The sequence below is a fragment of the Actinoplanes sp. L3-i22 genome (assembly GCF_019704555.1).
In the GTDB taxonomy this organism is placed as follows: domain Bacteria; phylum Actinomycetota; class Actinomycetes; order Mycobacteriales; family Micromonosporaceae; genus Actinoplanes.
This window is the reverse complement of the sequence record NZ_AP024745.1, coordinates 8,090,053-8,115,750: the sequence shown is the minus strand read 5'-3', so window position 1 is coordinate 8,115,750 and position 25,698 is coordinate 8,090,053. Positions and strand designations below refer to the sequence as shown.

General features: G+C 70.1%; 22 protein-coding genes. 16 read left to right on the top strand and 6 right to left on the bottom strand.

Features of this window, described 5'->3' with window-relative positions; genetic code table 11:
- Nucleotides 1-24: 24 nt before the first annotated feature.
- From L3i22_RS36485 to L3i22_RS36460, 6 genes are all read left to right on the top strand, one after another.
- On the top strand, nucleotides 25-1,008 hold the full coding sequence (locus L3i22_RS36485; protein ID WP_221330333.1) for a LacI family DNA-binding transcriptional regulator: 984 nt from the start codon (nucleotides 25-27) through the stop codon (nucleotides 1,006-1,008).
- A 355-nt stretch (nucleotides 1,009-1,363) separates the two neighbouring features.
- Nucleotides 1,364-2,851, top strand: a complete 1,488-nt coding sequence (gene araA / locus L3i22_RS36480; protein ID WP_221322022.1) for an L-arabinose isomerase — start codon at nucleotides 1,364-1,366, stop codon at nucleotides 2,849-2,851.
- A 27-nt stretch (nucleotides 2,852-2,878) separates the two neighbouring features.
- Nucleotides 2,879-4,003, top strand: a complete 1,125-nt coding sequence (chvE, locus tag L3i22_RS36475; RefSeq protein WP_255657433.1) for a multiple monosaccharide ABC transporter substrate-binding protein — start codon at nucleotides 2,879-2,881, stop codon at nucleotides 4,001-4,003.
- 69 nt (nucleotides 4,004-4,072) lie between these two features.
- Nucleotides 4,073-5,608, top strand: a complete 1,536-nt coding sequence (gene mmsA / locus L3i22_RS36470; protein WP_221322021.1) for a multiple monosaccharide ABC transporter ATP-binding protein — start codon at nucleotides 4,073-4,075, stop codon at nucleotides 5,606-5,608.
- Nucleotides 5,605-6,852: a multiple monosaccharide ABC transporter permease gene (mmsB, locus tag L3i22_RS36465; protein WP_221322020.1), complete on the top strand. Its 1,248-nt coding sequence runs from the start codon at nucleotides 5,605-5,607 to the stop codon at nucleotides 6,850-6,852. The genes mmsA and mmsB overlap by 4 nt, the downstream gene beginning before the upstream one ends.
- Before the next feature lie 157 nt (nucleotides 6,853-7,009).
- The gene (locus tag L3i22_RS36460; protein ID WP_221322019.1) at nucleotides 7,010-8,062 is read left to right on the top strand and encodes an ROK family protein; all 1,053 of its coding nucleotides are present in this window, start codon (nucleotides 7,010-7,012) and stop codon (nucleotides 8,060-8,062) included.
- Between the two features lie 256 nt (nucleotides 8,063-8,318).
- Here the strand turns inward: L3i22_RS36460 and L3i22_RS36455 are convergent, their stop codons facing one another.
- Nucleotides 8,319-9,257, bottom strand: a complete 939-nt coding sequence (locus L3i22_RS36455) for an exopolyphosphatase (RefSeq protein ID WP_221322018.1) — start codon at nucleotides 9,255-9,257, stop codon at nucleotides 8,319-8,321.
- Between the two features lie 183 nt (nucleotides 9,258-9,440).
- On the opposite strand from L3i22_RS36455, the gene zwf reads away from it, so the two are divergent.
- Nucleotides 9,441-10,931: a glucose-6-phosphate dehydrogenase gene (gene zwf, locus L3i22_RS36450; RefSeq protein ID WP_221322017.1), complete on the top strand. Its 1,491-nt coding sequence runs from the start codon at nucleotides 9,441-9,443 to the stop codon at nucleotides 10,929-10,931.
- Between the two features lie 75 nt (nucleotides 10,932-11,006).
- Entirely contained in the window at nucleotides 11,007-11,342 is a 336-nt protein-coding gene (locus tag L3i22_RS36445) for an STAS domain-containing protein (RefSeq protein ID WP_221322016.1), read from the top strand.
- A 646-nt stretch (nucleotides 11,343-11,988) separates the two neighbouring features.
- Here the strand turns inward: L3i22_RS36445 and L3i22_RS36440 are convergent.
- On the bottom strand, nucleotides 11,989-12,888 hold the full coding sequence (locus tag L3i22_RS36440) for a DUF1775 domain-containing protein (RefSeq protein ID WP_221322015.1): 900 nt from the start codon (nucleotides 12,886-12,888) through the stop codon (nucleotides 11,989-11,991).
- Nucleotides 12,889-13,065: 177 nt separating this feature from the next.
- Between L3i22_RS36440 and L3i22_RS36435 the strand changes: the two genes are divergently transcribed.
- The 3 genes from L3i22_RS36435 to L3i22_RS36425 all read left to right on the top strand — a co-directional run bounded on the left by L3i22_RS36435 (nucleotide 13,066) and on the right by L3i22_RS36425 (nucleotide 14,986).
- Nucleotides 13,066-13,275, top strand: a complete 210-nt coding sequence (locus tag L3i22_RS36435; RefSeq protein ID WP_203677087.1) for an RNA-binding S4 domain-containing protein — start codon at nucleotides 13,066-13,068, stop codon at nucleotides 13,273-13,275.
- A 104-nt stretch (nucleotides 13,276-13,379) separates the two neighbouring features.
- Nucleotides 13,380-14,246, top strand: a complete 867-nt coding sequence (locus L3i22_RS36430; protein WP_221322014.1) for a hypothetical protein — start codon at nucleotides 13,380-13,382, stop codon at nucleotides 14,244-14,246.
- A gap of 92 nt (nucleotides 14,247-14,338) precedes the next feature.
- Complete coding sequence (locus tag L3i22_RS36425; protein WP_221322013.1) at nucleotides 14,339-14,986, top strand: hypothetical protein; 648 nt, start codon at nucleotides 14,339-14,341, stop codon at nucleotides 14,984-14,986.
- A gap of 11 nt (nucleotides 14,987-14,997) precedes the next feature.
- Here L3i22_RS36425 and L3i22_RS36420 read toward each other — a convergent pair whose 3' ends face one another.
- Entirely contained in the window at nucleotides 14,998-15,366 is a 369-nt protein-coding gene (locus tag L3i22_RS36420) for an FKBP-type peptidyl-prolyl cis-trans isomerase (protein ID WP_221322012.1), read from the bottom strand.
- A gap of 135 nt (nucleotides 15,367-15,501) precedes the next feature.
- On the opposite strand from L3i22_RS36420, the gene L3i22_RS36415 reads away from it, so the two are divergent.
- The 5 genes from L3i22_RS36415 to L3i22_RS36395 all read left to right on the top strand — a co-directional run bounded on the left by L3i22_RS36415 (nucleotide 15,502) and on the right by L3i22_RS36395 (nucleotide 19,596).
- Entirely contained in the window at nucleotides 15,502-16,392 is an 891-nt protein-coding gene (locus tag L3i22_RS36415; protein WP_221322011.1) for a lytic polysaccharide monooxygenase, read from the top strand.
- Between the two features lie 138 nt (nucleotides 16,393-16,530).
- A complete protein-coding gene (locus tag L3i22_RS36410; protein WP_221322010.1) occupies nucleotides 16,531-16,806 on the top strand; it encodes a hypothetical protein in 276 nt (91 codons plus the stop codon).
- A gap of 19 nt (nucleotides 16,807-16,825) precedes the next feature.
- Nucleotides 16,826-18,217: a DUF4331 domain-containing protein gene (locus tag L3i22_RS36405; protein ID WP_221322009.1), complete on the top strand. Its 1,392-nt coding sequence runs from the start codon at nucleotides 16,826-16,828 to the stop codon at nucleotides 18,215-18,217.
- Nucleotides 18,214-18,597 (top strand): phospholipase, encoded by a 384-nt coding sequence (locus L3i22_RS36400; protein WP_221322008.1) that lies wholly within the window; start codon nucleotides 18,214-18,216, stop codon nucleotides 18,595-18,597. The genes L3i22_RS36405 and L3i22_RS36400 overlap by 4 nt, the downstream gene beginning before the upstream one ends.
- A 9-nt stretch (nucleotides 18,598-18,606) precedes the next feature.
- A complete protein-coding gene (locus L3i22_RS36395) occupies nucleotides 18,607-19,596 on the top strand; it encodes an AraC family transcriptional regulator (RefSeq protein WP_221322007.1) in 990 nt (329 codons plus the stop codon).
- Between the two features lie 107 nt (nucleotides 19,597-19,703).
- On the opposite strand, the gene L3i22_RS36390 is transcribed toward L3i22_RS36395, so the two are convergent.
- The 3 genes from L3i22_RS36390 to L3i22_RS36380 form a co-directional block, all read right to left on the bottom strand.
- The gene (locus tag L3i22_RS36390; protein WP_255657432.1) at nucleotides 19,704-22,022 is read right to left on the bottom strand and encodes a bifunctional diguanylate cyclase/phosphodiesterase; all 2,319 of its coding nucleotides are present in this window, start codon (nucleotides 22,020-22,022) and stop codon (nucleotides 19,704-19,706) included.
- Between the two features lie 82 nt (nucleotides 22,023-22,104).
- Nucleotides 22,105-23,337, bottom strand: coding sequence for a glucose-1-phosphate adenylyltransferase (gene glgC, locus L3i22_RS36385; RefSeq protein WP_221322006.1), 1,233 nt, complete (start codon nucleotides 23,335-23,337; stop codon nucleotides 22,105-22,107).
- Between the two features lie 58 nt (nucleotides 23,338-23,395).
- A complete protein-coding gene (locus L3i22_RS36380; protein WP_221322005.1) occupies nucleotides 23,396-25,618 on the bottom strand; it encodes a bifunctional diguanylate cyclase/phosphodiesterase in 2,223 nt (740 codons plus the stop codon).
- Nucleotides 25,619-25,698 lie beyond the last annotated feature (80 nt).

Here is a 25,698-nt window from a genome sequence, read left to right as displayed (position 1 = left end):
ACCAAGGGATCCCGTTCCCCGGCGATGACCGACGTGGCGCGACTGGCCGGTGTTTCCCACCAGACCGTCTCGCGCGTCCTGAACGACCATCCGAACGTCAAGGAGCAGACCCGCCTGCGGGTCCGGGCCGCGATCGCCGAGCTCGGCTACCGGCCGAACCGGGCGGCCCGCGCCCTGGTCACCGGCCGGTCCCAGCTGATCGGCGTGGTCGCGCGCAACAGCATGCTCTACGGCCCGGCCTCGATGCTGACCGAGTTCGAGCAGGCCGCGGCGGACGCCGGCTTCGCGGTCAGCGTCGGCAGCGTCCGCGAGCTGGACCGCGACTCGATCAGCGCGGTCGTCGACCGGCACCTCGATCAGCGGGTCGCCGGCCTGGTGGTGATCGCCCAGGTCGCCTCGGCCACCGAGGCCCTCGCCGAGATCCCGGCCGACGTGCCGGTGGTCTTCATCGACGGCGACCCGGCGGCCGGCCGCTCGCTGGTCACCGTCGACCAGGTGGCCGGCGCCCGGGCCGCGGTCCGGCACCTGCTGGAGGCCGGCCACGAGACGGTCTGGCACGTCTCCGGGCCGACCGAGTGGTTCGACTCGGCCGGGCGCATCCAGGGCTGGCGGCAGACCCTGCAGGAGGCCGGCCGTGAGGTGCCGCCGCTGCTCAGCGCGGACTGGTCGGCCGGCGAGGGCTATCGCGCCGGTCAGATGCTGGCCCGGATGCCCGAGGTCACCGCGGTCTTCGCGGCCAACGACCACCTGGCCCTGGGCGTGCTGCGGGCGCTGCACGAGCGCGGCCGGCGGGTGCCGCACGACGTCAGCGTGATCGGTTTCGACGACGTTCCGGAGTCGGCCTACTTCATTCCGCCGCTGACCACGGTGCGTCAGGCCTTCGGCGACGTGGCCCGGGCCGCCCTGACGTTGTTGCTGAGCCAGATGAAAAGTGAGCCCGGGGCCCCGGACACGGTGATCGTTCCGGCACACTTGGTGGTGCGTGAGAGCGTCGCGCCGCCCTCCTGAGACCCTCGCAGGGCTCGGTTAAGCGGCCGTTACTTTGTTGTTGCCAAGAGCCGTTGACAGCGCATTTGTTAGCGATAACACTGGGTTTCTCCCGCCGGGGTGTGGCCGTCGCCACCACCTGGCTCCCCCTGTGGAGGTAAACCCCATGTCCGTCGGGCCGACCGCGACCCCTGCCATCGGCGGGAACCGCGGGACCTTGAGTGGTCCCGTGTCGCGACGCTCGACGACACCCGTAAGCGGCCAAGATCTACGACCGGCTCTTCGCCGAGCGCCCGGTGCTGCACGATTACTACCAGTGACGCCTTACCGGGACCGCTGACGAGCACAGCACCACATCGACACCGAAGGAAACACGATGAAACCGCAGATCTGGTTTCTGACCGGCAGCCAGCACCTGTACGGGCCGGAGACGCTCCAGCAGGTGGCCGACCAGTCCGCTGAGATCCAGCGCACCCTGGCGGCCGGGCTCGGGGCCGAGCTGGTCACCCGCCCGGTGCTGACCGACTCGGGCGCGATCAAGCAGGTGATGCTGGAGGCGAACGCGCATCCCGACGTGATCGGTGTGATCACCTGGATGCACACGTTCTCGCCGGCCAAGATGTGGATCTCCGGCCTGGACGCGCTCCGCAAGCCGCTGCTGCACCTGCACACCCAGCACAACAGCTCGCTGCCCTGGGAGTCCATCGACATGGACTTCATGAACCTCAACCAGGCCGCGCACGGCGACCGGGAGTTCGGGTTCATCCAGGCGCGCCTCGGGGTGCCGCGCAAGACGGTCGCCGGGCACGTGTCCGACCCGTCGGTGGTGTCCCGGATCAACGGCTGGGCGAAGGCCGCGGCCGGCCTGCAGCGCCTGCGCACCCTGCGGCTGGCCCGCTTCGGCGACAACATGCGCGACGTGGCCGTGACCGAGGGCGACAAGGTCGAGGCCGAGCTGCGGTTCGGCGTCTCGGTCAACACGTACGGGGTGAACGACCTGGTCGCGGTCGTCGACGCGGTCGACGAGAAGGCGATCGACGACCTGGTCGGGGAGTACGCCGAGCTCTACGAGCTGGCCCCCGAGCTGGCCAAGGGCGGCGAGCGGCACGACTCGCTGCGCTACGGCGCCCGGATCGAGGCCGGCCTGCGGCAGTTCCTCACCGAGGGCGGCTTCGGCGCCTTCACCACGAACTTCGAGGACCTCGGCGGGCTCCGGCAGCTGCCCGGCCTGGCCGTGCAGCGCCTGATGGCCGACGGCTACGGCTTCGGCGGCGAGGGCGACTGGAAGACCTCCGCCCTGCTGGCCACCGTGAAGGCGATGGGCGCCGGCGACGACCGCGGCACCTCGTTCATGGAGGACTACACCTACCACTTCGGTCCGGGTGAGCCGAAGATCCTCGGGGCGCATATGCTCGAGGTCTGCCCGACCATCGCGTCCTCGCGGCCGCGGGTCGAGATCCACCCGCTGGGCATCGGCGGCCGGGAAGACCCGGTCCGCCTGGTCTTCGACGCCGCTCCCGGCCCGGGCGTGGTGGTCGGCCTGGCCGACCTCGGTGACCGGTTCCGCCTGGTGGCGAACGTGATCGAGGTGGTCCCGCCGGACGAGCCGCTGCCCAACTTGCCAGTTGCCCGTGCGGTGTGGAAGCCTGCGCCGTCGCTGTCGACGTCGGCCGAGTGCTGGCTCACCGCCGGAGGACCGCACCACACCGTCCTCTCCCAGGCCGTCGGGGCCGAGGTCCTCCGCGACTTCGCGACGATGGCCCAGACCGAGCTCCTGCTCATCGATGACCGCACCACGACCGACGACTTCGCCGATCGGGTGCGGTGGAACCAGGCGTACTTCCGCCTGGCCCGCCCCCTGTAACACCGCTCTCAAAGAGGAGAACCAACCGTGAAATACACCCGGCTCCTGGCGGCCCTGAGTGCCGCCACGCTGGTTACCACCATGGCCGCCTGTGGCTCGAGTGAGAAGACCACGGACAAGGCCGCGTCCGGCACCGACAACGCGGGCGCCCTGATCGGCATCACCATGCCGACCAAGTCCTCGGAGCGCTGGATCCACGACGGCGACAACCTGAAGTCGCAGCTCGAGGGCCTCGGTTACAAGGTCGACCTGCAGTACGCCGAGAACGACATCCCGACGCAGACCCAGCAGCTGGACTCCCAGATCACCAAGGGCGCCAAGCTGCTGATCATCGCGTCGATCGACGGCACCGCGCTCTCCACCCAGCTGGACAACGCGAAGGCCGCCAACATCCCGGTCATCGCGTACGACCGGCTGATCCGCGACAACGCGAACGTCGATTACTACACGACGTTCGACAACTTCAAGGTCGGCGTGCAGCAGGCCACCTCGCTGCTGACCGGCCTGGGCGTGCTCAAGGCCGACGGCAGCAAGGGTGACGCCAAGGGCCCGCTGAACATCGAGCTGTTCGCCGGTTCGCCGGACGACAACAACGCGACGTTCTTCTTCAACGGCGCGATGAGCATCCTCGACCCGTACATCAAGGACGGCACGCTGGTCGTCAAGTCCACCCAGAAGGACTTCAAGACCGTCGCGACGCTGCGCTGGGACCCGGAGACGGCCCAGAAGCGCATGGAGAACATCCTCACCTCGACGTACAAGGGTGGCGCCAAGGTCGACGGCGTGCTCTCCCCGTACGACGGCATCTCGATCGGTATCCTCTCCGCGCTGAAGTCGGCCGGTTACGGCACCGGCGGCAAGTACCCGACCGTCACCGGTCAGGACGCCGAGCTCGCCTCGGTCAAGTCGATCATCAAGGGTGAGCAGTACAGCACCATCTACAAGGACACCCGTCAGCTGGCGAAGGTCACCGGCGAGATGGCCGACGCGCTGCTCAAGGGCCAGACCCCGCAGACGAACAACACCACCGACTACGACAACGGCAAGAAGGTCGTCCCGGCCCAGCTGCTGCAGTCGGTCATCGTCGACAAGGACAACTACCAGAAGGTCATCGTCGACGGTGGTTACTACACCGCTGACCAGCTGAAGTGATTTGATCTCCGCGCCCCGCCCGCCTCCGCGGGCGGGGCGCGGACTTCATCGGCCCATAGGAGGGTCTTCATGACCGACACGATCCTGCGGATGAGCGGCATAACCAAGACGTTCCCGGGCGTCAAGGCGCTGCAGGATGTCGACATCGAGGTGAGCAGAGGCGAGATCCACGCCATCTGCGGGGAGAACGGGGCCGGCAAGTCGACCCTGATGAAGGTGCTGTCCGGGGTCTACCCGCACGGCACCTACGAGGGCGACATCCAGTTCGAGGGCGAGCCCTGCAACTTCTCCGGTATCCGCGACAGCGAGCACCGGGGCATCGTCATCATCCACCAGGAGTTGGCGCTCGCCTCGAACCTCTCGATCGCGGAGAACATCTTTCTCGGCAATGAGCGCAGCAAGCGCGGCTGGATCAACTGGAACGAGACGAACGCGGCGGCCGACGAGCTGCTGCGCCGTGTCGGTTTGCAGGAGAAGGCTGTCACGCCGGTGGTCGAGCTCGGCGTCGGCAAGCAGCAGCTGGTGGAGATCGCGAAGGCGCTCTCCAAGGACGTGAAGCTGCTCATCCTCGACGAGCCGACCGCCGCGCTCAACGACGACGACTCGGCGCACCTGCTCAACCTGCTCCGAGGCCTGCGGGACCAGGGCATCACCTGCGTCATCATCTCGCACAAGCTGAATGAGGTGATGGGAATCTCCGATCGCGTCACCATTCTGCGCGACGGGAAGACCATCTGGACCAACGAGATCGAGAACCTCACCGAGGACAAGATCATCTCCGGTATGGTCGGCCGGGACCTGGAGCACCGCTACCCGGAGCACACGCCGACGATCGGCGAGGAAGTGCTGCGGATCGAGGACTGGACGGTCTACAGCCCGACCCAGACCGACCGGGCCCTGGTCCGCAAGGCCAACCTGACGCTGCGCCGCGGCGAGATCGTCGGGCTGGCCGGCCTGATGGGCGCGGGCCGCACCGAGCTGGCGATGAGCGTCTTCGGGCGGTCGTACGGGGTGAACATCTCCGGCCGGCTGTACAAGGACGGCAAGGAGATCCACGCCCGGACCGTGCGGGAGGCGATCGACCACGGCATCGCGTACGCGACCGAGGACCGCAAGCGGTACGGCCTGAACCTCATCGAGGACATCAAGCGGAACGTCTCCGCGGCCGGGCTGAGCAAGCTCGCCAAGGGCGGCTGGGTCGACGGCAACGAGGAATTCAAGGTCGCCAACGAGTACCGGGCGAGCATGAACATCAAGGCGCCGACCGTCGAGGCGGTCGTCGGCAAGCTCTCCGGCGGTAACCAGCAGAAGGTCGTACTCTCGAAGTGGATCTTCACGGATCCGGACGTGCTGATTCTCGACGAGCCCACGCGGGGCATCGACGTCGGCGCGAAGTACGAGATCTACACGATCATCAACCGGCTCGCGGATGAGGGGAAGGCCGTCCTGGTCATCTCGTCCGAGCTGCCCGAGCTGCTCGGCATCTGCGACCGTATCTACACCCTCTCGGCTGGCCGGATCACCGGCGAGGTGCCGCGCGCCGAGGCCACCCAGGAGAGCCTGATGACTCTCATGACGAAGGAAGAACAGGAGGTGGCGCCGTGACCGTCGCACCCACCAATGCCGATCTGTCGATCGACCAGGGTCCGGCCGGTGCCGGGCAGAAGGTGACGCGGAAGGTCAACTTCGACCTGAAGTCCAGCGGCATCTACATCGCCCTCGCGCTGCTGGTGCTGGGTTTCACCGTGGCGACCGGTGGCGACCTGCTGGCGCCGCAGAACCTCAGCAACATCATCGTGCAGTACTCGTACATCCTGGTGCTCGCGATCGGCATGGTGCTGATCATCATCGCCGGCCACATCGACCTCTCGGTCGGTTCCGTGGTCGCCGCGACCGGCGCGTTCTCCGCGGTTATGATGGTCGACTGGCACCTGGCATGGCCGCTCGCGATCGTCGTGACGCTGATCTTCGGCGCGGTCATCGGCGCCTGGCAGGGCTACTGGGTGGCCTACTTCGGCATCCCGGCCTTCATCGTCACGCTGGCCGGCATGCTGCTGTTCCGGGCGATCACCTACATGATCCTCGGTAACAAGGGCATCGGGCCGTTCCCGGACGAGATCCGCACCCTGGCCAACGGCTTCACCCCCGGCTTCCTGAACAACATCGGGCTCGGCTCGCTGGGTGGCGCCGACCTGTTCAGCATCCTGGTCGGCGTCGTCGTCGTGGTCGCGCTGGTCTTCGTGCAGTGGCGGGCCCGCACCGCGCGGATCCGCTACAACCAGGCCGTCGACCCGATGTGGCTGTTCATCCTCAAGGCGGCCGGCCCGGCCGTGCTGGTGCTGTTCCTGGTCGTGCAGCTGGCCCGGTTCCGCAACCTGCCGTGGGTGCTGGTCCTGCTCGCCGTGCTGGTGGTCGGCTACACGTTCGTCACCAACCGGGCCGTGTTCGGCCGCCAGATCTACGCCGTCGGTGGCAACCTGCAGGCCGCGACGCTCTCCGGCGTCAAGGTCAAGTCGGTGGTGTTCTGGCTGTTCGTCAACATGGGCGTGCTGTCCGCGGTCGCCGGCGTCATCTTCGCCGGCCGGCTGAACCTGGCCGGCCCGACCGCCGGTAACAGCTTCGAGCTGGACGCCATCGCGGCCGCCTTCATCGGTGGCGCCGCGGTCCAGGGCGGCGTCGGCAAGGTGGTCGGCGCGATCACCGGTGGCCTCATCATGGGTGTCATCAACAACGGCGCCGGCCTGCTGGGCTGGGAGACCGAGAAGGTCATGCTGGCCAAGGGCATCGTGCTGCTGGCCGCGGTCGCCTTCGACGTGTGGAGCAAGCGCCGCACCGCCGGCGCGAAGTAAGCACCGAACCCCTCGAGATACGGGGCCGCCACCATGTGTGGCGGTCCCGTATTTTGCTGTCGTTTTTGTTGTCCGCCGAGCCGTGGCGGGGCTTCCCGGGCCGCAAATCCGGGCGCCTCCGTGACCGGACACCGGTGACGGACGTAGGCTTCGGATCGTGGATCAGGCTGAAGCGGTACGTACCCCGTCGTCCTGGGTCGTCGTCGGTCTCGACAACGGCGGGACCTGCAACAACGCCACCGTTCTCGACGCGACGGGGCAGTTCCTGGTGGACAACCTGGTGGAGAACCCGTCCCGGGTCCTCGACGGGCCGGAGTCGGCCGTCGAGTCGCTCGCCGACGCGTTCACCAACATCCTGGAGCTGACCAGCACGCCGCTGTCGCTGGTCCGCGCGGTCGGCCTGGACACGCCCGGCCCGGCCAGCGCGAACGGCGTGATCTCGTCCAAGGGCGCGACGAACTTCAACCAGGTCTCCTGGCACGGGTTCGACATCCGCGGGGCGCTGGAGGCCCGGCTGGGCCTGCCGGTGATCTACAACAACGACGCGAACGCCGCCGCGCTCTACGCGCACCACCGGCACTTCGGCACGGCCGCGCTGGAGATGTCGTCGGTCGCCGCGATCGTCGGCACCGGCCTCGGCGGGGGAGTGGTCGAGAACGGTCGCGTGGTCAAGGGCACGGCCGGGATGGCGGGCGAGCTCGGGCACGTCCAGATCCCGCTGCACGGGGTGCTCGAGGACGATCAGCCGGTGCCCGCCTGCAACTGCGGGTTCGCCGGGGACGTCGAGGCGATCGCGTCGCTGACCGGGATCAAGAACAACCTGCTGCCGTACTGGTTGACCCGCTTCCCGGACCACCCGCTGGCCGGCGAGCCGGTCGGCAAGGCCGCCAAGATGCTCCGCGGGTACGGGGAGAAGGAGGATCCGCTCGCGATGGCCGTTTTCGGGCAGCAGGCGCGGGCGATCGGCAAGCTGTTCACGATCGCGGCGAACTTCACCGACCCGGCCGCCTACTTCCTGGGCGGGGGTGTGGTGGAGGCCGCGCCGCACTTCCGGCAGTGGTTCCTGAACACTGTGCGGGAGAGCACCGAGCTGCGCGACGAGCAGGCCAAGGCGGCGACCTTCGCGCTGGTCGCGGACCTGGACATGGCCGGCGCCCGGGGTGCCGCCGTCGCGGCGCTGGACGCGGTCAACACGCCCGTCCCGCGCTGACCTGCCGCGGGCTCGCGAGCCCGCGGCTGGGCCTGGCCCGGCCGCCGGCTCGCGTGGGTCCTTTGAAACCGTGCCCACCCGCGGACGTCGCCCTGGAGGGTCTCGTGTTCTGGGCGCCCCGCGCCCTTGCGAGGCCCGGAAGGGTCCCCGCGGGAGCGACGATCAGTTATTGGCCGCAGCCGAGGCAATGAAGAATTTGATCTTGATGGTTCCCGCGCGGCGCGCGGCGGCCGCGACCGGGCCGCCGCGCGTGGGGTCAGACCGAGACCACGCGTTCGGTGCGGAGGGCGTCGATGATCTCGCGTTCGACGCGGTCCGACTCGTCGTGCGGGACCTGGCAGGTGCCGGCGGCGATGTGGCCGCCGCCGCCGTAGCGGAGCATCACCTCGCCGATGTCGACCGGTGACGAGCGGTCCAGGATCGACTTGCCGCAGGCGAAGACCGTGTTCAGCTTCTGCCGGCCCCAGATGACGTGCATCGACACGCGGGCCTCGGGGAACAGTGCGTAGACCATGAAGCGGTTGCCCGCCTCGATCACCTCGACCTCGCGCAGGTCGACCACGATGACGTCGCCGTCGAGGTGGCTGACCTGGTGCAGCTGCTCGACGAAGCGCGCGGAGCACTCGTGGAAGAGCTCGGCGCGCTCGGCGACGTCCGGCAGGGCCAGGATGTCGTGCACGTCGGTGTGGATGATGCAGGCGTCGATGAGCTGCATCATCAGCTGGTAGTTGGAGATCCGGAAGTTGCGGAAGCGGCCCAGGCCGGTGCGGCTGTCCATCAGGAAGTTCAGCAGCGTCCAGCCGGTCGGGCTGAGGATGTCGGTCAGCGAGTAGTCGGCCGAGTCGGCCTGGTCGACCGCGAACATCAGGTCGTCGGCGACCTTCGGGAACCGGGCCTTGCCCCCGAAATGGTCGTAGATCACCCGGGCCGCGGACGGCGCGTCCGCGTCGATCACGTGGTTGCTGCGGTCGCCCTCGTTACGCAGCGTCTCCGAATGGTGGTGGTCGTAGACCTGGTAGGCGCGGGCGTCGTACGGCAGGTTCGTGAGGATGTCCCGGTCGGTGATGTCGACGACGCCGTCCTGAACGTCCTTGGGGTGCACGAACATGATGTCGTCGATCATCTCGAGGTGCCGCAGCAACACCGCGCAGACCAAGCCGTCGAAGTCGCTGCGCGTCACGAGCCGGTACTTCACGGGGTCCCCCTCGGTTGCCAGACCTTTGCGCCCATTTTGCCACTTTTATCGGTTAGGTCTCTGTCGCATCCAGAGAAGCGGTCGCATTGTGCTCGGCGGCACACATCAGGGTGAACCATGGAGGGGGGCCGCTGCGTAAGGTTCTAACGGACGGTAACAAATCGGTCGGAGGACACGGAGACGATGGATCAACCTCAGCTCATCCAGGAGCGCAGCGCGCCGCCGGCCACTCTGGTGATCTTCGGCGCCTCCGGTGACCTGACCCGCCGCAAGCTACTCCCGGCGGTCGAGAGCCTGGCCCGCCACAACCGCCTGCCCGACCAGTTTGCCCTGGTCGGCGTCGCGCGGACACCGATGTCCGACGAACAGTTCGCGGAAAGTGCCCTCGGCGGCCGCAGCCTGAGCGAGAAGCGACAGCTCGCCGGCGGCATCCGCTACGTCTCCGGCGGCTACGACGACCCGGAGACCTACAAACGCCTCGCCGAGACGCTCGACGAGTTGGACGCGCAGCGGGGCACGTCGGGCAACCGGCTGTTCTACCTGTCGACCCCGGCGAACGCGTTCGAGCCGGTGATCTGCGGCCTGGACGGCGCGGGGCTCAACCACGCGCCGGAGGGCTCGTTCGCCCGGCTGGTGATCGAGAAGCCGTACGGGCGGGACCTGGCCACCGCGCGCGAGCTCGACGGGGTCGTGCACGCCGCGTTCGACGAGTCCAGCGTCTTCCGGATCGACCACTACCTGGGCAAGGACACGGTTCAGAACGTTCTGGCCCTGCGCTTCGCCAACTCGATCTTCCAGCCGATCTGGGACCGCTCGTGGGTCGACCACGTGCAGATCACGGTCGCCGAGACGCTCGGCGTCGGCACCCGTGGCGGCTTCTACGAGTCGGCCGGCGCGATGCGCGACATCGTGCAGAACCACGTGCTCCAGGTCCTCGCGCTCGCGCTGATGGAGCCGCCGGCCTCGTTCGAGTCCGAGGGGCTGCGCAACGAGAAGGTGAAGCTGCTCCAGGCGATCCGGCTGCCCACCGACCGGGACATCGCCGACGCCGCGGTCCGCGGGCAGTACACCCGGGGCGGCACCCGCGAGGAGCTGATGGCCGGGTACCGCGAGGAGGTCGGCGTCGACCCGCTGTCGCGGACCGAGACGTATGCCGCGCTGCGCCTCAACGTGGACAACTGGCGCTGGGCGGGTGTGCCGTTCTACGTGCGTACCGGCAAGCGGCTCCCGGCCCGGGTCACCGAGGTCGCGCTGCAGTTCCAGCGGCCCCCGCACCTGCCGATCCCGACCAACCAGCTGACCGAGCTGGACGCGGACGCGCTGATCCTGCGTATCCAGCCGAACGAGGGCATCTCGCTGCGCTTCGGGGCGAAGGTGCCCGGCCACTCGTTCCGGGTCCGGACCGCCAGCATGGAGTTCTCCTACGACCAGACCTTCGTCGAGGAGTCGCCGGAGGCGTACGAGCGCCTCCTGCTGGACGCCCTGGTCGGGGACGCGTCGCTGTTCATCCGCAGTGACGAGGTGGAGCAGTCCTGGCGCGTGGTCGACCCGATCATCGAGCACTGGGCGAACGACCGGTCGCCGATCCCGACGTACGAGGCCGCCTCGTGGGGCCCGACCGACGCCGATCGCCTGATCGGGCGTAACGGCCGGAAGTGGCGTAACTCGATCTGAGAACTGCGGTGGTGGGCGGGCTCGCATAGGGTTGCTTCAACGAGTCCGCCCCCCGACCCGAAGGTTCACAGCACAATGCAGGTATCGGTCGCGCACCATCCACCGAACACGGCCGTCCTCGTCCTGCGCGGTTCTCTCGACATCGACACCGCGCCCGCGCTCAAGGCCAACCTCGGCCGCCTGGTCGAGCGACCCGCCCCGCGTGTCGTGGTGGACGTCGCCGGCCTCGACTTCTGCGATTCCATGGGCGTCGGCGTCCTGGTCACCGCGCACGGCCGCGCCATGGAGCGCGGCGGCTGGGTCCGCCTCGCGGCGCCGTCCGGCTTCCTCCGGCGCCTCTTCGACACGCTGGGCCTCAGCGACTACCTGCCGATGTTCGCCGACGTCGCAACGGCCCTGAAAACCGATTGAAACCCGATTTGGGTACGTCGTGAGCCGGGTCCCGCCTCGCCCGGTCGCGGCCTGATCCCGCCGCACCCACGCCGCGCGCCCCGCCCTCGGCCGGCGGTGCGGGCTGTCCCCGGCGGGCTGTCCCCGGCGGGTTGTTCCTGGCGGGTTGTTCCCGGCCGCGAGGCGACCGTGACTGCCAGCCGGGCCGCGTGTGTTGCGGGGGTTCGGCGCGGGCTTTCGGCTGGTGCTGGGGGCTGTTCCCCGGCCGCGAGGCGACCGTGAGCGCCAGCCTGCAGCCGCGAAGCGACCGTGAGGGCCAGCCTGGGGCCGCGGCGCGTGCCGCGGGCGGGGTGCCTGCTGCGGGGCGGGGCGCTCGGCCTTGCTTGCGGCGGGGCGCTCGGGCGGTGCTTGCGGCGGGGCGACTCGGGCGGTGCTTGCGGCGGGGCGGCTCGGGCGGTGCTTGCGGCGGGTGTTTCGGGCCGGGGCGCATACGGAACGGGTGGGGAGTTTCCTCCCCACCCGCCCGCCGTGCGGATCACGGGCCTTGCCCGGGGCCCCACCCGCCTGTCGTGGTCGGCGCCCCACGCGCTTCACACGACTGCCTCACGCCCACCCGCGTGAGGTTTCCCGCTGCAAGGACCCTGCCCTGCGGGGGAGTTTCTCTTTCTCAGGTCCGGATGCTCCAGCGGCCGGCGACGACCGCTTCCTTCTCGTCCTCGCCGTCGGCTCCCGCCTCGGCGTCTGCTTTGAGAGCGCCGCTGCCCTCGGCTTCGGCTTTGAGAGCGCTGCCGCCCTCGGCTTCGGCTTGGGGAGCGCCGCTGCCGGTTTCGGCTCGGGGAGCGGCGCCGTCGGCTTTGGCGGCGGCCGGCTCGGTGGACTCGTCCTCCGGGGTCGGGGGCTCGTCCGGTTCCTCGCTGGCGCGGTGCCGGTTGCGCAGCACGATCCAGCCGGCGCCGAGCAGGGCCAGGGCGGCCACCACCCAGCCGAGGAGGCTGAGCACCGAGGCGCCGCGGTCGTTCTGCGCGGCGTTCACCGCGTCGGCGAAGATCTGGTCCTCGCTGGTGGTGGTCGTGTCCGTGCCGGTGCCGTGGGCGGCGTGCCCGGCCGCGGCGACCGAGCCGTCCGGGTCCGGGGTGAGGGTCAGGTCCGCGGTCATCGCGGGCGCGGCCTTGCCGTCGGTGTACTTGCCGGTCAGCGAGAACTTCAGCGAGCTGAGCGTGGGCAGCGGGCCCAGCGCGACGCTGAGGTCGGCGGCGCCGCCGGGGGCGATCTCCTTGCCGGCCACCGCGATCCAGGTGATCGACTTCGGCGCCTGGGTGACCGGGGTGCCGCCGTGGATCGTCTTCAGCGGCTCGGTGAGCTGCTGATAGTCGATCTTCGGCGCCCAGTCGTCCACCGAGAGCGGGTAGACCTCGGCGATCGGGCTGTCCGGCGGGACCAGCAACGTCACCTCGGACACCGGCAGGGTGCCCTCGTTGACGTAGTGATAGGTCAGGTTCTGCCCACTGCCCTGCGGCACGCTGGCCGGGCTGACGGTCACGTCGGCGAACGCCGGACCGGCAGTCACGCCGAGCACCCCGGCGGCCGTCACGAGCGTGAGCGCTGTTCCCAAATACCTCACGGGAATTAGTTCGGATCACGGGCCCCGATGGTTCAAACCCGGCCGGAAAGTTTTCGAGTTCTTTTCAGGGCTGTCGCCAGCCCTGCCTCCGGGCGACGCCGGGCGGTGCCGGATGATGTGCCGATGCGCGACGTGCCGATCGACGGCGACATGATCCGGCTGGGCCAGTTTCTCAAGCTGGCCGACCTCATCGACACCGGTGGCGAGGGCAAGGTCCTGATCGCCTCCGGGGACGTGACGGTGAACGGCGAGGTGGACACGCGCCGGGGACGTCAGCTGCACCCCGGGGACGTGGTGTCGGTGCTCGGGAACAGTGCTCGCGTCGTACCGTAAGCGGAATTTGATCTTGATCTGATGGCGTCGGACAAGATCCATCCTTTCGGCGGGAATCTCGCGGGGGAGCGGAACCGGCGCCCGGCGCGGCTCGTCGAACCGGTATGACCCGAACCCGCGGCCTGCTGACCGCCGCCGCCGTCCCCCTGATCCTGATGGCCGGCTGTGCCCGGCCGGGCGAAGCCGGATCCGCCGCCGACCCGATCCTGGAGAGTTCCGCCGCGTCGCCGACCGTGCTGGTCCGCATCGCGCACGAGGGCGGCTTCATGATCCGGGACTACAACTACGGCCGGATGCCGGTCGCGACGATCTACTCCGACGGCCGGGTGATCACCACCGGCCCGACGACGATGATGTATCCCGGCGCGGCGCTGCCCAACCTGCTGGTCGCCACGATCACCCCGGAGCGGGCCCGGCAGTGGGCCGACGACGCGCTGAAGGCCGGCGTGCGGACCGGCGCCGATCTGGGGCAGCCCGGCGTCGCCGACATCCCGGACACGGTGATCACCGCCACCTCGGGCGGGGCGACCCAGACCGTGCGGGTCACCGCCCTGAACGAGGCGGCTCCGGACGACTCGAACCTGACCGCGGCCCAGCAGGCGGCGCGTAAGAAGCTCGCCGCCTACGCGAAGGAGCTGACCTCCTTCGCCGAGACCGGCTCCCCGGCACCGGTCGCCTATGCGCCGGACGCGGTGGCCGCGCTGGTCCAGACGTACGTGCCCGACCCGCAGGCCAAGCAGGCCGACATCGCCTGGCCCGGCCCGGCGCTGCCCGGTGCGGTGCTGAACCCGGACACCAAGCTGTCCTGCGTCACCGTCACCGGCGCCGAGAAGGACACGGTGCTGGCCGCGGCCGCGAAGGCGAACGCGCGGACCCCGTGGACCTCCGGCGGCAAGCAGTGGGGGATCACCTTCCGGCCGTTCCTGCCGGACGAGACCGGCGGCTGCGCCGCGCTGAAGGACGCGCGGTGATCCCGATCGACGAGCCGTGGCCGCCCGCCCCGGCTCCCGAGGACGAACCCCCGATGTGCGTCTGACTCACGTTCCTACTAGCGTCGAGGAACGTGAGTGGAACGGGGATCGAGGCAGCGCGGATCTCGCTGGCGCTGCTCCTGCTCGCCGTGCTGGCGCTCGGCGGGATGGCCGTCTTCGCCGGCCGTCGCGCGCCCGCCCCTCCGCCGCCCGAGATGGCGCCGGAGGTCGTGGAGCTGGAGAGCGGCGCCGGTGAGGTGTGGGCGGCGGCACAGCGTGCGGTCGCGGCTGCCGACGAGGCACGGGAACGGGCGACCGAGGCGAACGACGTACGCGACGAGGCCGAGGAGCGCTATCAGCGGGCGAAGTGGGACGCGTGGACCGGGCCGAAGGACGAGAGCCGCACGCTGGTGGAGCGGGCGGCTCTGGAGGCGTACCGGCGCGGCGACATCACGGTGGACCAGCTGAACCGGATCTGGCACCACACCCGGCCGGACGAGGCCGAGGTGGAACAGATGGACCAGGACATCGAGGAGGCCAAGCTGCGCTACTCGGCGGCGCTGGTCGAGGCGGTCGAGGAGCGGCGCGCGGCGCACGTGGCCGAGGTCGCCGCCGAGGTGCTGGCCGAGGAGGCCCGGTTCGCCGAGGAGGAGGCGACCACCGCGCGGCTGGAGGCGGAGGAGGCCGCCGGGCTGTCGGGTCTGCTCCAAGGGCCCGGGGACGCCCCCGGGCCCTCCTGATCAGCCGGGAATCAGTGCACCTCGACCAGGTCCACGACGAAGATCAGGGTCTCGTGCGGCTTGATCACGCCGCCGGCGCCGGACGCGCCGTAGCCCAGGTGCGGGGGGATGGTCAGCTTGCGCCGGCCGCCCACCTTCATGCCGGCCACGCCCTGGTCCCAGCCGGCGATGACCTGCTGGCCACCGACCCGGAAACCGAGCGCCTCGCCACGGTTGTAGGAGGCGTCGAACTCCTTGCCCGTGGACTGGGCGACACCCACGTAGTGGACGCTGACGAATTCGCCGGGCTTGGCCTCCGGGCCGGTGCCCTCGACGATGTCCTCGATCACGAGATCGGCGGGCGCTTCGTCGGGGATCTGACCGACGTCGGGCTTGTTCATGGGTCCTCCCGAATGGTGTTACCGGACTCGGTCATGCAATCACAGCCGGGGGCTCGCTGAACGAGCGGTGCCGGATCTCCGTATCCCCGGGTGACCGGGAACGTCCCGGTCGTGTGACCCGCCTGGGGGAATCCCGTGTCCGTCCGCCGCCTCCGCGCCGCCGCTCTGCTTCTCGCGGTGGCGCCCTTCGCCGTACCGGCCGTGCCCGCACTCGCCCACGGCGCCCCGATCACCCCGATCAGCCGGTCCGCCGCCTGCGCGGGCAACGGCATCAAGACCTCGGCGGCGGCGTGCAAGGCGGCCAAGGTCGCCACGAACGGGTTCATCGGCGCGTTCGACAACCTGCGGATCGCGAACGTGAACGGCAAGGACCGGGACGTCGTGCCGGACGGGAAGCTCTGCAGCGGCGGCCTCGACAACTACAAGGGACTCGACCTGGCCCGCGACGACTTCCCGTCGACCGCGGTGAAGTCCGGGCAGAAACTGCCGATCCAGTACGAGGGGACCATCCCGCACAAGGGCCAGTTCCGGATCTTCCTGACCAGGCCGGGCTACAGCCCGTTGAAGAAGCTGACCTGGGACGACCTCGGCAGCAAGCCGATCGGCACGTTCACCGACCCGCCGCTGACCGGCGGCTCGTACCGGATGTCGGTGACGCTGCCGGAGCGGACCGGGCGGCAGATGCTCTACGTGGTGTGGGAGACCTCCAGCACCCCGGACACCTACTACTCGTGCTCCGATCTGGTCTTCCCGGCGGCGGTCAAGGCGTCGTCGGCGCCGGCCGTCACGAAGAAGGCCGCGCCGGTGCCGACCACCACGGTCGCGACCACCTCGCCGGCTCCGGAGGCGACGGTGGCGGCGACGACCGCGGCGGTGAGCGCGGACCCGGTGCTCGCCGCGGCGAACAGCCCCGCGGAGGAGCAGCCGAACACGGTGGGTCACTGGTTGATCGGCGGAGCGCTCGCGGCCGGACTGGTCGCCCTGGCGATCGGTTTCCTCACCCGCAGGCGTCGTTCGGGCCTCTGAGCAGCGCATCACGGGCCTATCTCGTGGTCCTGGGAAGTACCTGGAAAAAATGTTTGAACTCCTCGATCTCCATTCACGTAATCACCGGCGTCGACAACTGCAACGCCCGTCCGGCCCCCAACAGACGAAAGGCCCAGCATGAGTCGTAGTCGTTACCGTGCTCAGGCATTCCCGCGGTTCAACCGCCGCCGGATGCTGGCGCTCACCGCGGCAGGTGTCGGGGTCTCGGCCGTCTCGGTCGCCGGGATCAGCCTCGCCGGGGAGAACGAGACCACGTCGTCCTCGGACGGATCCCCCCTGGTCATCTCCGTACGGGACGCCAAAAAGGGCACGATCGACGTCTTCTCCGGCAACTCGAAGAAGACCGTGACCGACAAGAAACTCGTTGCCCAGCTGCTCAAGGCCGCTCGCTGACCCGGAGGATTCCGCAAAAATGTCTTCTCACCGCGAAGCGCCGGAAATCAGCAAGGACCCGGTCGCCGACAGTTCTGACCTATACGCGTTCGTCAGTCCCGACGATCCGGACACGGTCACCATCATCGCGAACTACGTCCCGCTGCAGATTCCGGCGAGCGGCCCGAACTTCTTCGAGTTCGGCGACGACGTGCTCTACGAGATCCACATCGACGCGAACGGCGACGCCCGGCCGGACATCACGTACCAGTTCCGGTTCGTGACCGAGCTGCGCAACGACCGGACGTTCCTCTACAACACCGGCCAGATCGAGTCGCTGGACAGTGAGAACTGGAACCGGCGGCAGTTCTTCTCGGTGACCAAGGTCGACAGCCACGGCAAGCAGACCGTGCTGGCCAAGAAGCTGCCGTGTCCGCCCTGCAACGTCGGCAAGATCTCCATCCCGGACTACGAGGGCCTGGCCGCCGACGCGGTGCACAAGCTGAAGAGCCGCGAGACGGTCTTCGCCGGGCAGCGCGCCGACGCGTTCTTCGTCGACCTGGGCTCGATCTTCGACCTGGGCACGCTGCGCCCGTTCCAGGACAAGCACCTGGTCGGCCAGAAGCTGTTCAACTACGCCGGCAAGGCGGTCAACGCGACCGACCAGACCAACGTGCACAGCATCGCGATCAAGATCCCGCTGGACATGGTCCGCCGCGACGGCAAGAAGCGGGTCAAGGCCGACGACGCCGCCGCCGTGATCGGCGTGTGGACCTCGGCCAGCCGCCGCCAGGTGCAGGTGCGCGGCGACGACAAGAGCGGCGAGGTCTACGTGGGCCCGCAGGTCCAGGTCTCCCGGCTGGGCAACCCGCTGTTCAACGAGGTCATCGTCCCGATGGCGCAGAAGGACAAGTGGAACAGCCTGCCGCCGAGCGAGGACAAGCGGTTCGCCGAGTTCGTCGCCACCCCGGAGCTCGGTGGCCTGCTGCCGGTGCTCTACCCGGGTCTGTTCGACAACCTGGCCGCGCAGAACAAGCTCAAGAAGGACCGGGCCGACCTGCTCGCGATCCTGCTCACCGGCATCCCGTCCGGCCTGATCGACGGCTTCCAGAACAACACCGGCAAGGTGCAGGCCGACGTGCTGCGGCTGAACACGGCGATCCCGCCGGCGGCCAAGCCGAACGCGTTCGGTGTGGTCGGCGGCGACATCCAGGGCTTCCCGAACGGCCGCCGGATCGCCGACGACGTGGTCTCCATCTCGCTGCGGGCGATCGCCGGCGTGACCCTGCCGCTGGTCGACAAGGAGTTCAAGCCGGACGCCGCGGCGGCGCTCGTCGAGCAGGGCCTGAGCATCAAGAACGTGAGCTCGGGTCTGCTGAAGAAGTTCCCGTACCTGGGTACCCCCTTCGATGGATTCTCGGTGCCGTCATGAGCCATTCGCACGATCACGGTCACGGACATGCGCATCACCACCACACCCTGGCCCCCTCCGGGCAGGGCACCGTGATGCTGAACATCGGCGGCTCGATCGGCGCGCTGATCATCGACACGTCGGCCCGGTTCCACGGGCACGAGATCGAGATCAGCCCGGTGGCGACCCCCGAACAGCGGCAGCACGCCGCGGTCCGGGCCCGCTACATCCGCGGCGGCGTCACCTACTGTGTCGTCATCGACGGGCTGGCCGAGGGCCGGTACGCGATCTGGGCCGACGGCGGTGAGCCGCTCACCGAGATCGAGGTGCGCGGTGGCGCGGTCGCCCAGTTCGCCTGGCCGGAGAACGCCGTACCGGGAAGGACCCTGCTTTCGGTCTAGGGTGGAACGATGGCGGGTCTTCCGGTCGATGTTCCGGTCCATGTCGCGCTGCGCACCACCGACATGGAGGAGGCCCGCGCCTTCTGCCGCAAGATCTACTACGAGCCGTTGCGGATCGAATCGGTCGGTGACCCCGGCCGGTTCGACTTCAACGCGGACGTGGTGGAGCTCGGGCCGATCACGGTCGGCGAAGTGGGGTACGGCACCGACATCCGGGTCTCGATCGCCGGGCTGGAGACGTCGTACCACGTGCTCGTGCCGCTGACCGGGGTGCTCCGCTCCTGGCACCGCGGCACGATGGTGCTCGCCGACCCGACCCGCGCCGCGGTGTTCCGGCCCACCGGCGACATCGAGCTGGAGTGGCCCGGCTCCTGCCGGCTGCTCAGCGTCAAGGTGGAGCGCGGCGCCCTGGAACGCGAGCTGGACGCCGCCCTCGACCAGCAGGTGGTCTCCCCGCTGTTGCTGGGTGCCAGCTTCGACCTGGTGGACGGCCCGGGCCGGACCTGGGTGGCGCTGGTCCGGCTGCTGCTGGCCGAGCTGCGCGGGACGGACGGGCTGGCCTCCCAGCCCCGGATGGCGGCCCGCTGGCGGGACATGGTGGTCAGCGGGCTGGCGCTGACGGTCGAGCATCCGTACGGCGAGGAGCCGGCCGGGCTGCAGGGGCCGTACCGTCCGCGGACCGTGAAACGCGCGCTGGACGTGATGCACGCCGAGCCGTCGCGGCACTACACCTCGCGGGACCTGGCGATGATCGCCGGCGTCGGGATCCGGGTGCTGCAGGACTCGTTCCGGCAGCACGTCGGGATGTCGCCGATGACCTATCTTCGCCGGCTGCGGCTCGACGGGGTGCACACCGAGCTGACCCGGGCCGATCCCGGCACCGCGAGCGTCAGCGAGGTCGCCTACCGGTGGGGTTTCACCCATCTGGGCCGGTTCGCCGGGGCGTACCGCGACCGATTCGGCGTCTCCCCGTCCGCCACCCTGCGCGACCGGTCCTGACCCTCGCTCCCACCAAATTCAAGACCATTCCTGGGTACGGCGTGAATCTCCCGACCGCCGATTGCTCGTCCGAGCGGCCCTCGTTCGCGGCAGCGATGCCGGATTTTTCAGGATATTTCGGCGGCCGAGGCGGCAGCGGTGGCAGCGGCGGTGGTCAGGCGGATGGCGTCGGCGGGCTGGGGGCGGCCGTAGAGCCAGCCCTGGGCGAAGTCGCAGCCGTTGGCGCGCAGCCAGTCCCGCTGGGCCGCGGTCTCGACCCCCTCCGCCACCACCCGGTGACCCAGGGCCTGGGACATGGCGAGCACCGCCCGGACGATCGACTCGTCGGCGCCGCCGTCGCCCACGCCCGCGATGAAGGCCCTGTCGATCTTGACGATGGCGACCGGGAGGCGCTGCAGGTAGCTGAGCGACGAGTACCCGGTGCCGAAATCGTCGATGCACAGCGTGATCCCCAGGTCCCGGAGCTGGTGCAACGCCGCGAGGCAGCTGTCCAGGTCCTCCATCAGGCCGGACTCGGTGACCTCCAGCCAGAGGCCGTCCGGGGGCAGGCCGGTCCGGGTCAGGATGTCCGCGACCCGGTCGGCCAGGCCGGGTTCGCGCAGCTGCCGGACGGACAGGTTGACCGACACGTGCCGGGGGCCGTCGTCGCCGGCCCGCCAGTCGCGCATCCGGGTGGATGCCTCGGCCAGCAGCCAGGCGCCGGACTCGACGATCAGGCCGGTGTCCTCGGCGATCGGGATGAACTCGACCGGCGAGACCGCGCCCAGCTCGGGGTGGGTCCACCGCATCAGCGCCTCGAAGCCGTCCACGCGGTCGGTCCGCAGGTCGACGATGGGCTGGTAGTGGACGTCGAGCTCGCCGTTCGCCAGGGCACCGCGCAGCGCGCGCTCGACGATGATCCGGGTGCGGATCCGGTCGCGGAGGGCGAGGTCGAAGATCGTGTAGCGGTTGCGGCCGGAGCTCTTGGCCCGGTACATCGCGGTGTCGGCGTCGCGGATCAGCTCCACCGCATCAGCCCGCCCGAGAAGCCCCCGCTCCTGGGAGCGCTGGTCCTGGGAGCGTTGGTCCTGGGAGGGACGAACGGCCGCGGAGCGGGCGATCCCGATCGAGGCCGTCACGTCCACCGACCCGACCGACAGCGGGACCGGCGCCGCCAGGGCCGCGAGCAGGCGCGCGGCCATCGGCTCGGCCGGCTCGGTCAGCGCGACCAGGAACTCGTCCCCGCCCACCCGGCAGAGCAGGTCCTCGGCCCGTACCTCCCCGCGGATCCGCCCGGCCACGGCTTGCAGCAGCTCGTCCCCGACCTCGTGCCCCCAGTGGTCGTTGATCAGCTGGAACCGGTCCAGGTCCAGGAAGAGCACGCTGACCTCGCGGGCGTCCCACCCGGCCAGCGTCGTGGTCAGCGACTCCCGGTTCGGCAGCCCGGTCAGCGCGTCGTGCCCGGCCTGCCAGAGGGCCTGGGTCTCGGCCCGGGCCCGGGAGTTGTTGGCCCGGACGATGCGCGCCACCGCGGTGGCGATCAGGGCCAGCGAGAGCGCGGCCCGGACCAGCGCGAACGTCGTGGTGTCCGGCGGCGCGACGACGGCCAGGACGGTCGGGGCGCACAGCGCGGCCGTGATCGCCGCGGTACGGGAGGTCCGCAGGTCCCAGGAGCGGGACTGGACCCGCTCGGTGAGCGCGACCACGGTCGGGTGCAGCATGCAGGCCGAGTTCGTGGCGTACGCGATCAGCATCGCCGCCCCGATCACGTTCAGCCCGATCACGCCGGGCCCGTCCGGGACCCATCCGCGGACCGCGATCAGGACGTCGCCGGCCAGCAGCGCCGCGCCCCCGGCGGCGAAGAACCACATCGCCGGGGCGCGTACCCGGCCCAGCAGCAGCATCGGCAGCACGATGATGACCAGGAGCGCGGCGGCCAGCGGCAGCACGGCGGCGACCAGGTCCGGCCATCGAGGGTCCGGGCCGGCGAGCCAGTCCTCGACCCACAGCGACCACACCACCAGGGTCGAGCCGAGGCCGAGGAGCACCGCGTCGACCCGGGCCGGCTCGTCCTCGGCGGCCCGGCTGCGCCGGAGCAGGTCGAGGACGCCCGCGGTGAGCAGCAGATAGCTGGGCAGCAGCAGCGCGTTCGCGACCGGCGCCGGGCCGCCGGGCACCACCCGGATCAGCTGGCCGGCCACCGACAGGCCCTGCGCGGCCAGCATGAACACCCAGGGGCGCCGCTGCCCGGCGGCCAGGTTGTGCCGGACCCCGGCGGCGCCGGCGAGCACGCAGATCAGGGTGACGATCAGGTAGGCGGTACTGGCGGGCGCCCCGCGCAGGGTCCCCACCAGCGCGGCGGCGGGCAGGCTGAGACCGGCCAGCAGCCAGGCGGCGATGGCGCGGACGGCCGGCCGGACCGGCCGCAAGGCGACGTCGTCGCTCACACCACCGGTATCGGCACCGAACCGGACGGACTGAGGACCCGTGCCGTGGAGCAAACTACGGGACGGGTCTCACGCCGTACGCTCAGAGCTCGATCTTCTGTCCTTTGCCGATGACCACGACACCGTTGTCGCTGACGGTGTAGAGCTTGCGATCGCGATCGAGGTCGACACCGATCTGGGCGCCCTCCGGGATCGACACGTTCTTGTCGATGATGGCGTTGCGGACGACCGAGCGCCGGCCCACCGAGACGCCCTCCATCAGCACCGAGCCCTCCACGTGCGCCCACGAGTTGACCCGGACGTTCGGCGAGATGATCGAGCGTTCGACCAGGGCGCCGGAGACGACCACCCCGGGGGAGATCATCGACTCGATGGCCCGGCCCTGGCGGTCGTCGTAGCCGTGCACGAACTTGGCCGGCGGCCAGGAGCCGTAGTTGGTGAAGATCGGCCACTCGTGGTTGTAGAGATTGAAGATCGGCAGGGTGGCGATCAGGTCCATGTGGGCCTCGTAGAACGAGTCGAGCGTGCCCACGTCGCGCCAGTAGCCGAGGTCCCGCTCGGTGGCGCCGGGCACGTCGTTGTCGCGGAAGTCGTAGACGTTCGCCTCGCCGCGCTCGACCAGCATCGGGATGATGTTGCCGCCCATGTCGTGCTTGCTGTCCGGGTTCAGCGCGTCGGCGCTGACCGCCTCGCACAGGGCCCGGGTGGTGAAGACGTAGTTGCCCATCGACGCGTAGACCTCGTCGGGCGAGTCGGCCAGGCCCTGGGCGTCGCGCGGCTTCTCCCGGAAGGCCTGGATCCGCTTCCCGTCCTGACCGACGTCGATCACGCCGAACTGGTCGGCGAGCGACAGCGGCTGCCGGATGCCGGCCACCGTGACCGCGGCGCCCGAGGCGATGTGGTCGTTGACCATCTGCTTCGGGTCCATGCGGTAGATGTGGTCGGCGCCGAAGACGATCACGTAGTCCGGCGACTCGTCGTTGATCAGGTTGAGGCTCTGGTAGATCGCGTCGGCGGAACCGGCGAACCAGCGCGGCCCGAGTCGCTGCTGGGCCGGCACCGGGGTGACGTAGTTGCCGAGCAGCGTCGACATCCGCCAGGTCTTGGAGATGTGCCGGTCGAGCGAGTGCGACTTGTACTGCGTCAGCACGACGATCTTGAGGTACCCCGCGTTGGCGAGGTTGGAGAGAACGAAATCGATCATGCGATAGATGCCCCCGAACGGGACCCCGGGTTTGGCCCGGTCCGCGGTTAGGGGCATCAGGCGCTTGCCTTCTCCACCGGCCAGAACGATCGCAAGCACCTTGACAGCCATGGCAAGGACGCTAATATCCCGGCCTGCCGTCCGCCACCCAAAGTGTTACGAACTTTGGTTAAGCCGCCGTGGCGCTGCTCTCTCGAATGAGTGTCTCGATCACCTCGGGAGCGGCCGGACGACCGAAATAGTAGCCCTGGACGAGGTCGCACCGGAGCTCGCGCAACTGCTCCGCCTGGGTCGCCGTCTCCACCCCCTCGGCCACCGTGACCAGGTCCTGGCTGCGTGCCAGTTCCAGGATCGCCCGGGTGATGCTGACGTCGCCGATGAACGACCGGTCGATCTTCAGGATGTCGACCGGCAGGGTCCGCAGGTACGCCAGCGAGGAATATCCGGTTCCGAAATCGTCGATCGCGATCCGGATCCCGTGCTCGCGCAGCCGGCCGAGCACCGGCGTGTCGGCGGCGTCGATCAGCACCGACTCGGTGATCTCCAGGACCAGGCCGGCCGGCGCCAGCCCGGTCTCGGCCAGGATGCCGAGCACGGTGGCCGCGAACGACGGGTCGCGCAGCTGGTACGTGGAGACGTTCACGGTCACGTAGACGCCGTCGCGCCGGAACCATCCGGCGGCCCGGGCACACGCCAGCCGCAGCGCCCGGTCGCCGATCGCGCCGATCAGGCCGGTCTGCTCGGCGACCGGGATGAACACCGCCGGCGGGACCAGCTCGCCGTCGCGCCGCCAGCGCATCAGCGCCTCGACCCCGGTCATCCGGCCGCTCGCCGGGTCCACCACCGGCTGGTAGTGCAGGAACAGCGACTCGTCGGCGAGCGCCTGCCGCAGCCCGGCGGCCAGGTGCGCGCGCTCGTGCTGCTCCGCCCGCAGGGAGTCGTCGAAATACCCGAGCCGGGCTCCGCCCGCCCGCTTGGCCTTGCGCAGCGCCAGGTCCGCGTCACCGAGCACGGCCGAGGGCGGATTTCCGGGTACGGCGTCGGCCAGCCCCGCACTGGCGGTGAGATGGATCCGCCGGTCGTCCACGGTCACCGGCACCCCGGCCACCGTGTCCAGCACCCGGGCGGCCAGCTCGGCCGCCACCCCCGGGTCGGTCAGCAGCAGCCCGAACTCGTCCCCGCCGAGCCGGGCGACCAGCACCGCCTCCGGCGCGAACAGCAGCAGGCGCCCGGCCAGCTGGCGCAGCACCTCGTCGCCGACCGGATGCCCGTACGAGTCGTTGACCTCCTTGAACCCGTCCAGCGAGCACAGGATCAGGCAGTGCGCCCGGTCCCGGACGCCCGGCCCGGCCAGCTGTTCCAGCAGCAGGTCCCGGTTCGCCAGCCCGGTCAGCGCGTCGTGCCCGGCCCGGTACTGCAGGCGCCGCTGCAGCGCGGCCTGCTCGTCGATCGCGGCCCGCAGCGCGGTGGAGCGCCGCTCGGCCTCCCGGGCGTGCCGCCGGGAGACCCGGGCCAGCAGCCAGATCCGCAGCACCAGCAGGCCGCACAGCGCCGAGGTGAGCACCGCCGGGACCCAGATGGCCGGCTCGTCGTGGCGGGTGGCGATCGGCAGCAGCGGGGCGGCGACCGCGATCGCCACCATCCGGGCCGGCGGCCGCCGGTCGACCTGGGTGGGGGCCGGGACGGCGACACCCGGGGCGGCCGCCGCCGGGTGCAGCGCGGCGGCGACGATCAGCACCCCGGCGAGCTGGAAGATCAGGAACGGCAGGCCGCCGGGCAGGAACGGGCCGGTGCCGCCGCTGTCCGTGGCCGCGTACACCAGGTGCCCGCCGAGCAGGCTCGCGCCCGCGGCGCTGAGCAGCCACGCCGACATCCGCCGGGGGCCGGTGAGGCCGCGCATCGCGGCGGCCAGGATGGTCAGGTCCAGGACCGCGAAGAGCCCGGCCATCGCGTTGCTGACCTGGAGGTAGTTCGCCGTGCCCAGGTACGGCAGGACCACGAACGACCAGGCCACCATGGCCAGGCCGAGCACCACCGCGCCGGCCTCGACGCCGATCTCGGCCAGGCCGATCGTCCGGCGGCGCCGGGTGAGCAGCAGGGCGCCCGCCCCGAACAGCGCGTACTGCGGGGCCAGGCTCAGCCCGGACTGCGTGGTCGTCGCGTGGAACGGTCCGAGCGTCCACCAGGCGGTCCAGGCCAGGCCGGCCAGCTGGGACGCGGCGACCAGCCGCCAGCCGGTGCCGGACCGGGCGCGGACCACGAACGCGAGCGCGACGGCCTGGATCGCGACGAAGAGCGGTCCACCGGACGTACCGGCGAGCAGATGGGTGGCGGTGACCGCCACCACCCCGATGATCAGGGCACACTGCCACCCGGGCGGAGTCTTGAACACTCAGACATCTAATCGGGCGGCGGTTGCCGGCCGGGTGCTGGACCGGGTCGCGCCGGGTTGCGGTGGGCTATCCTGCGGGG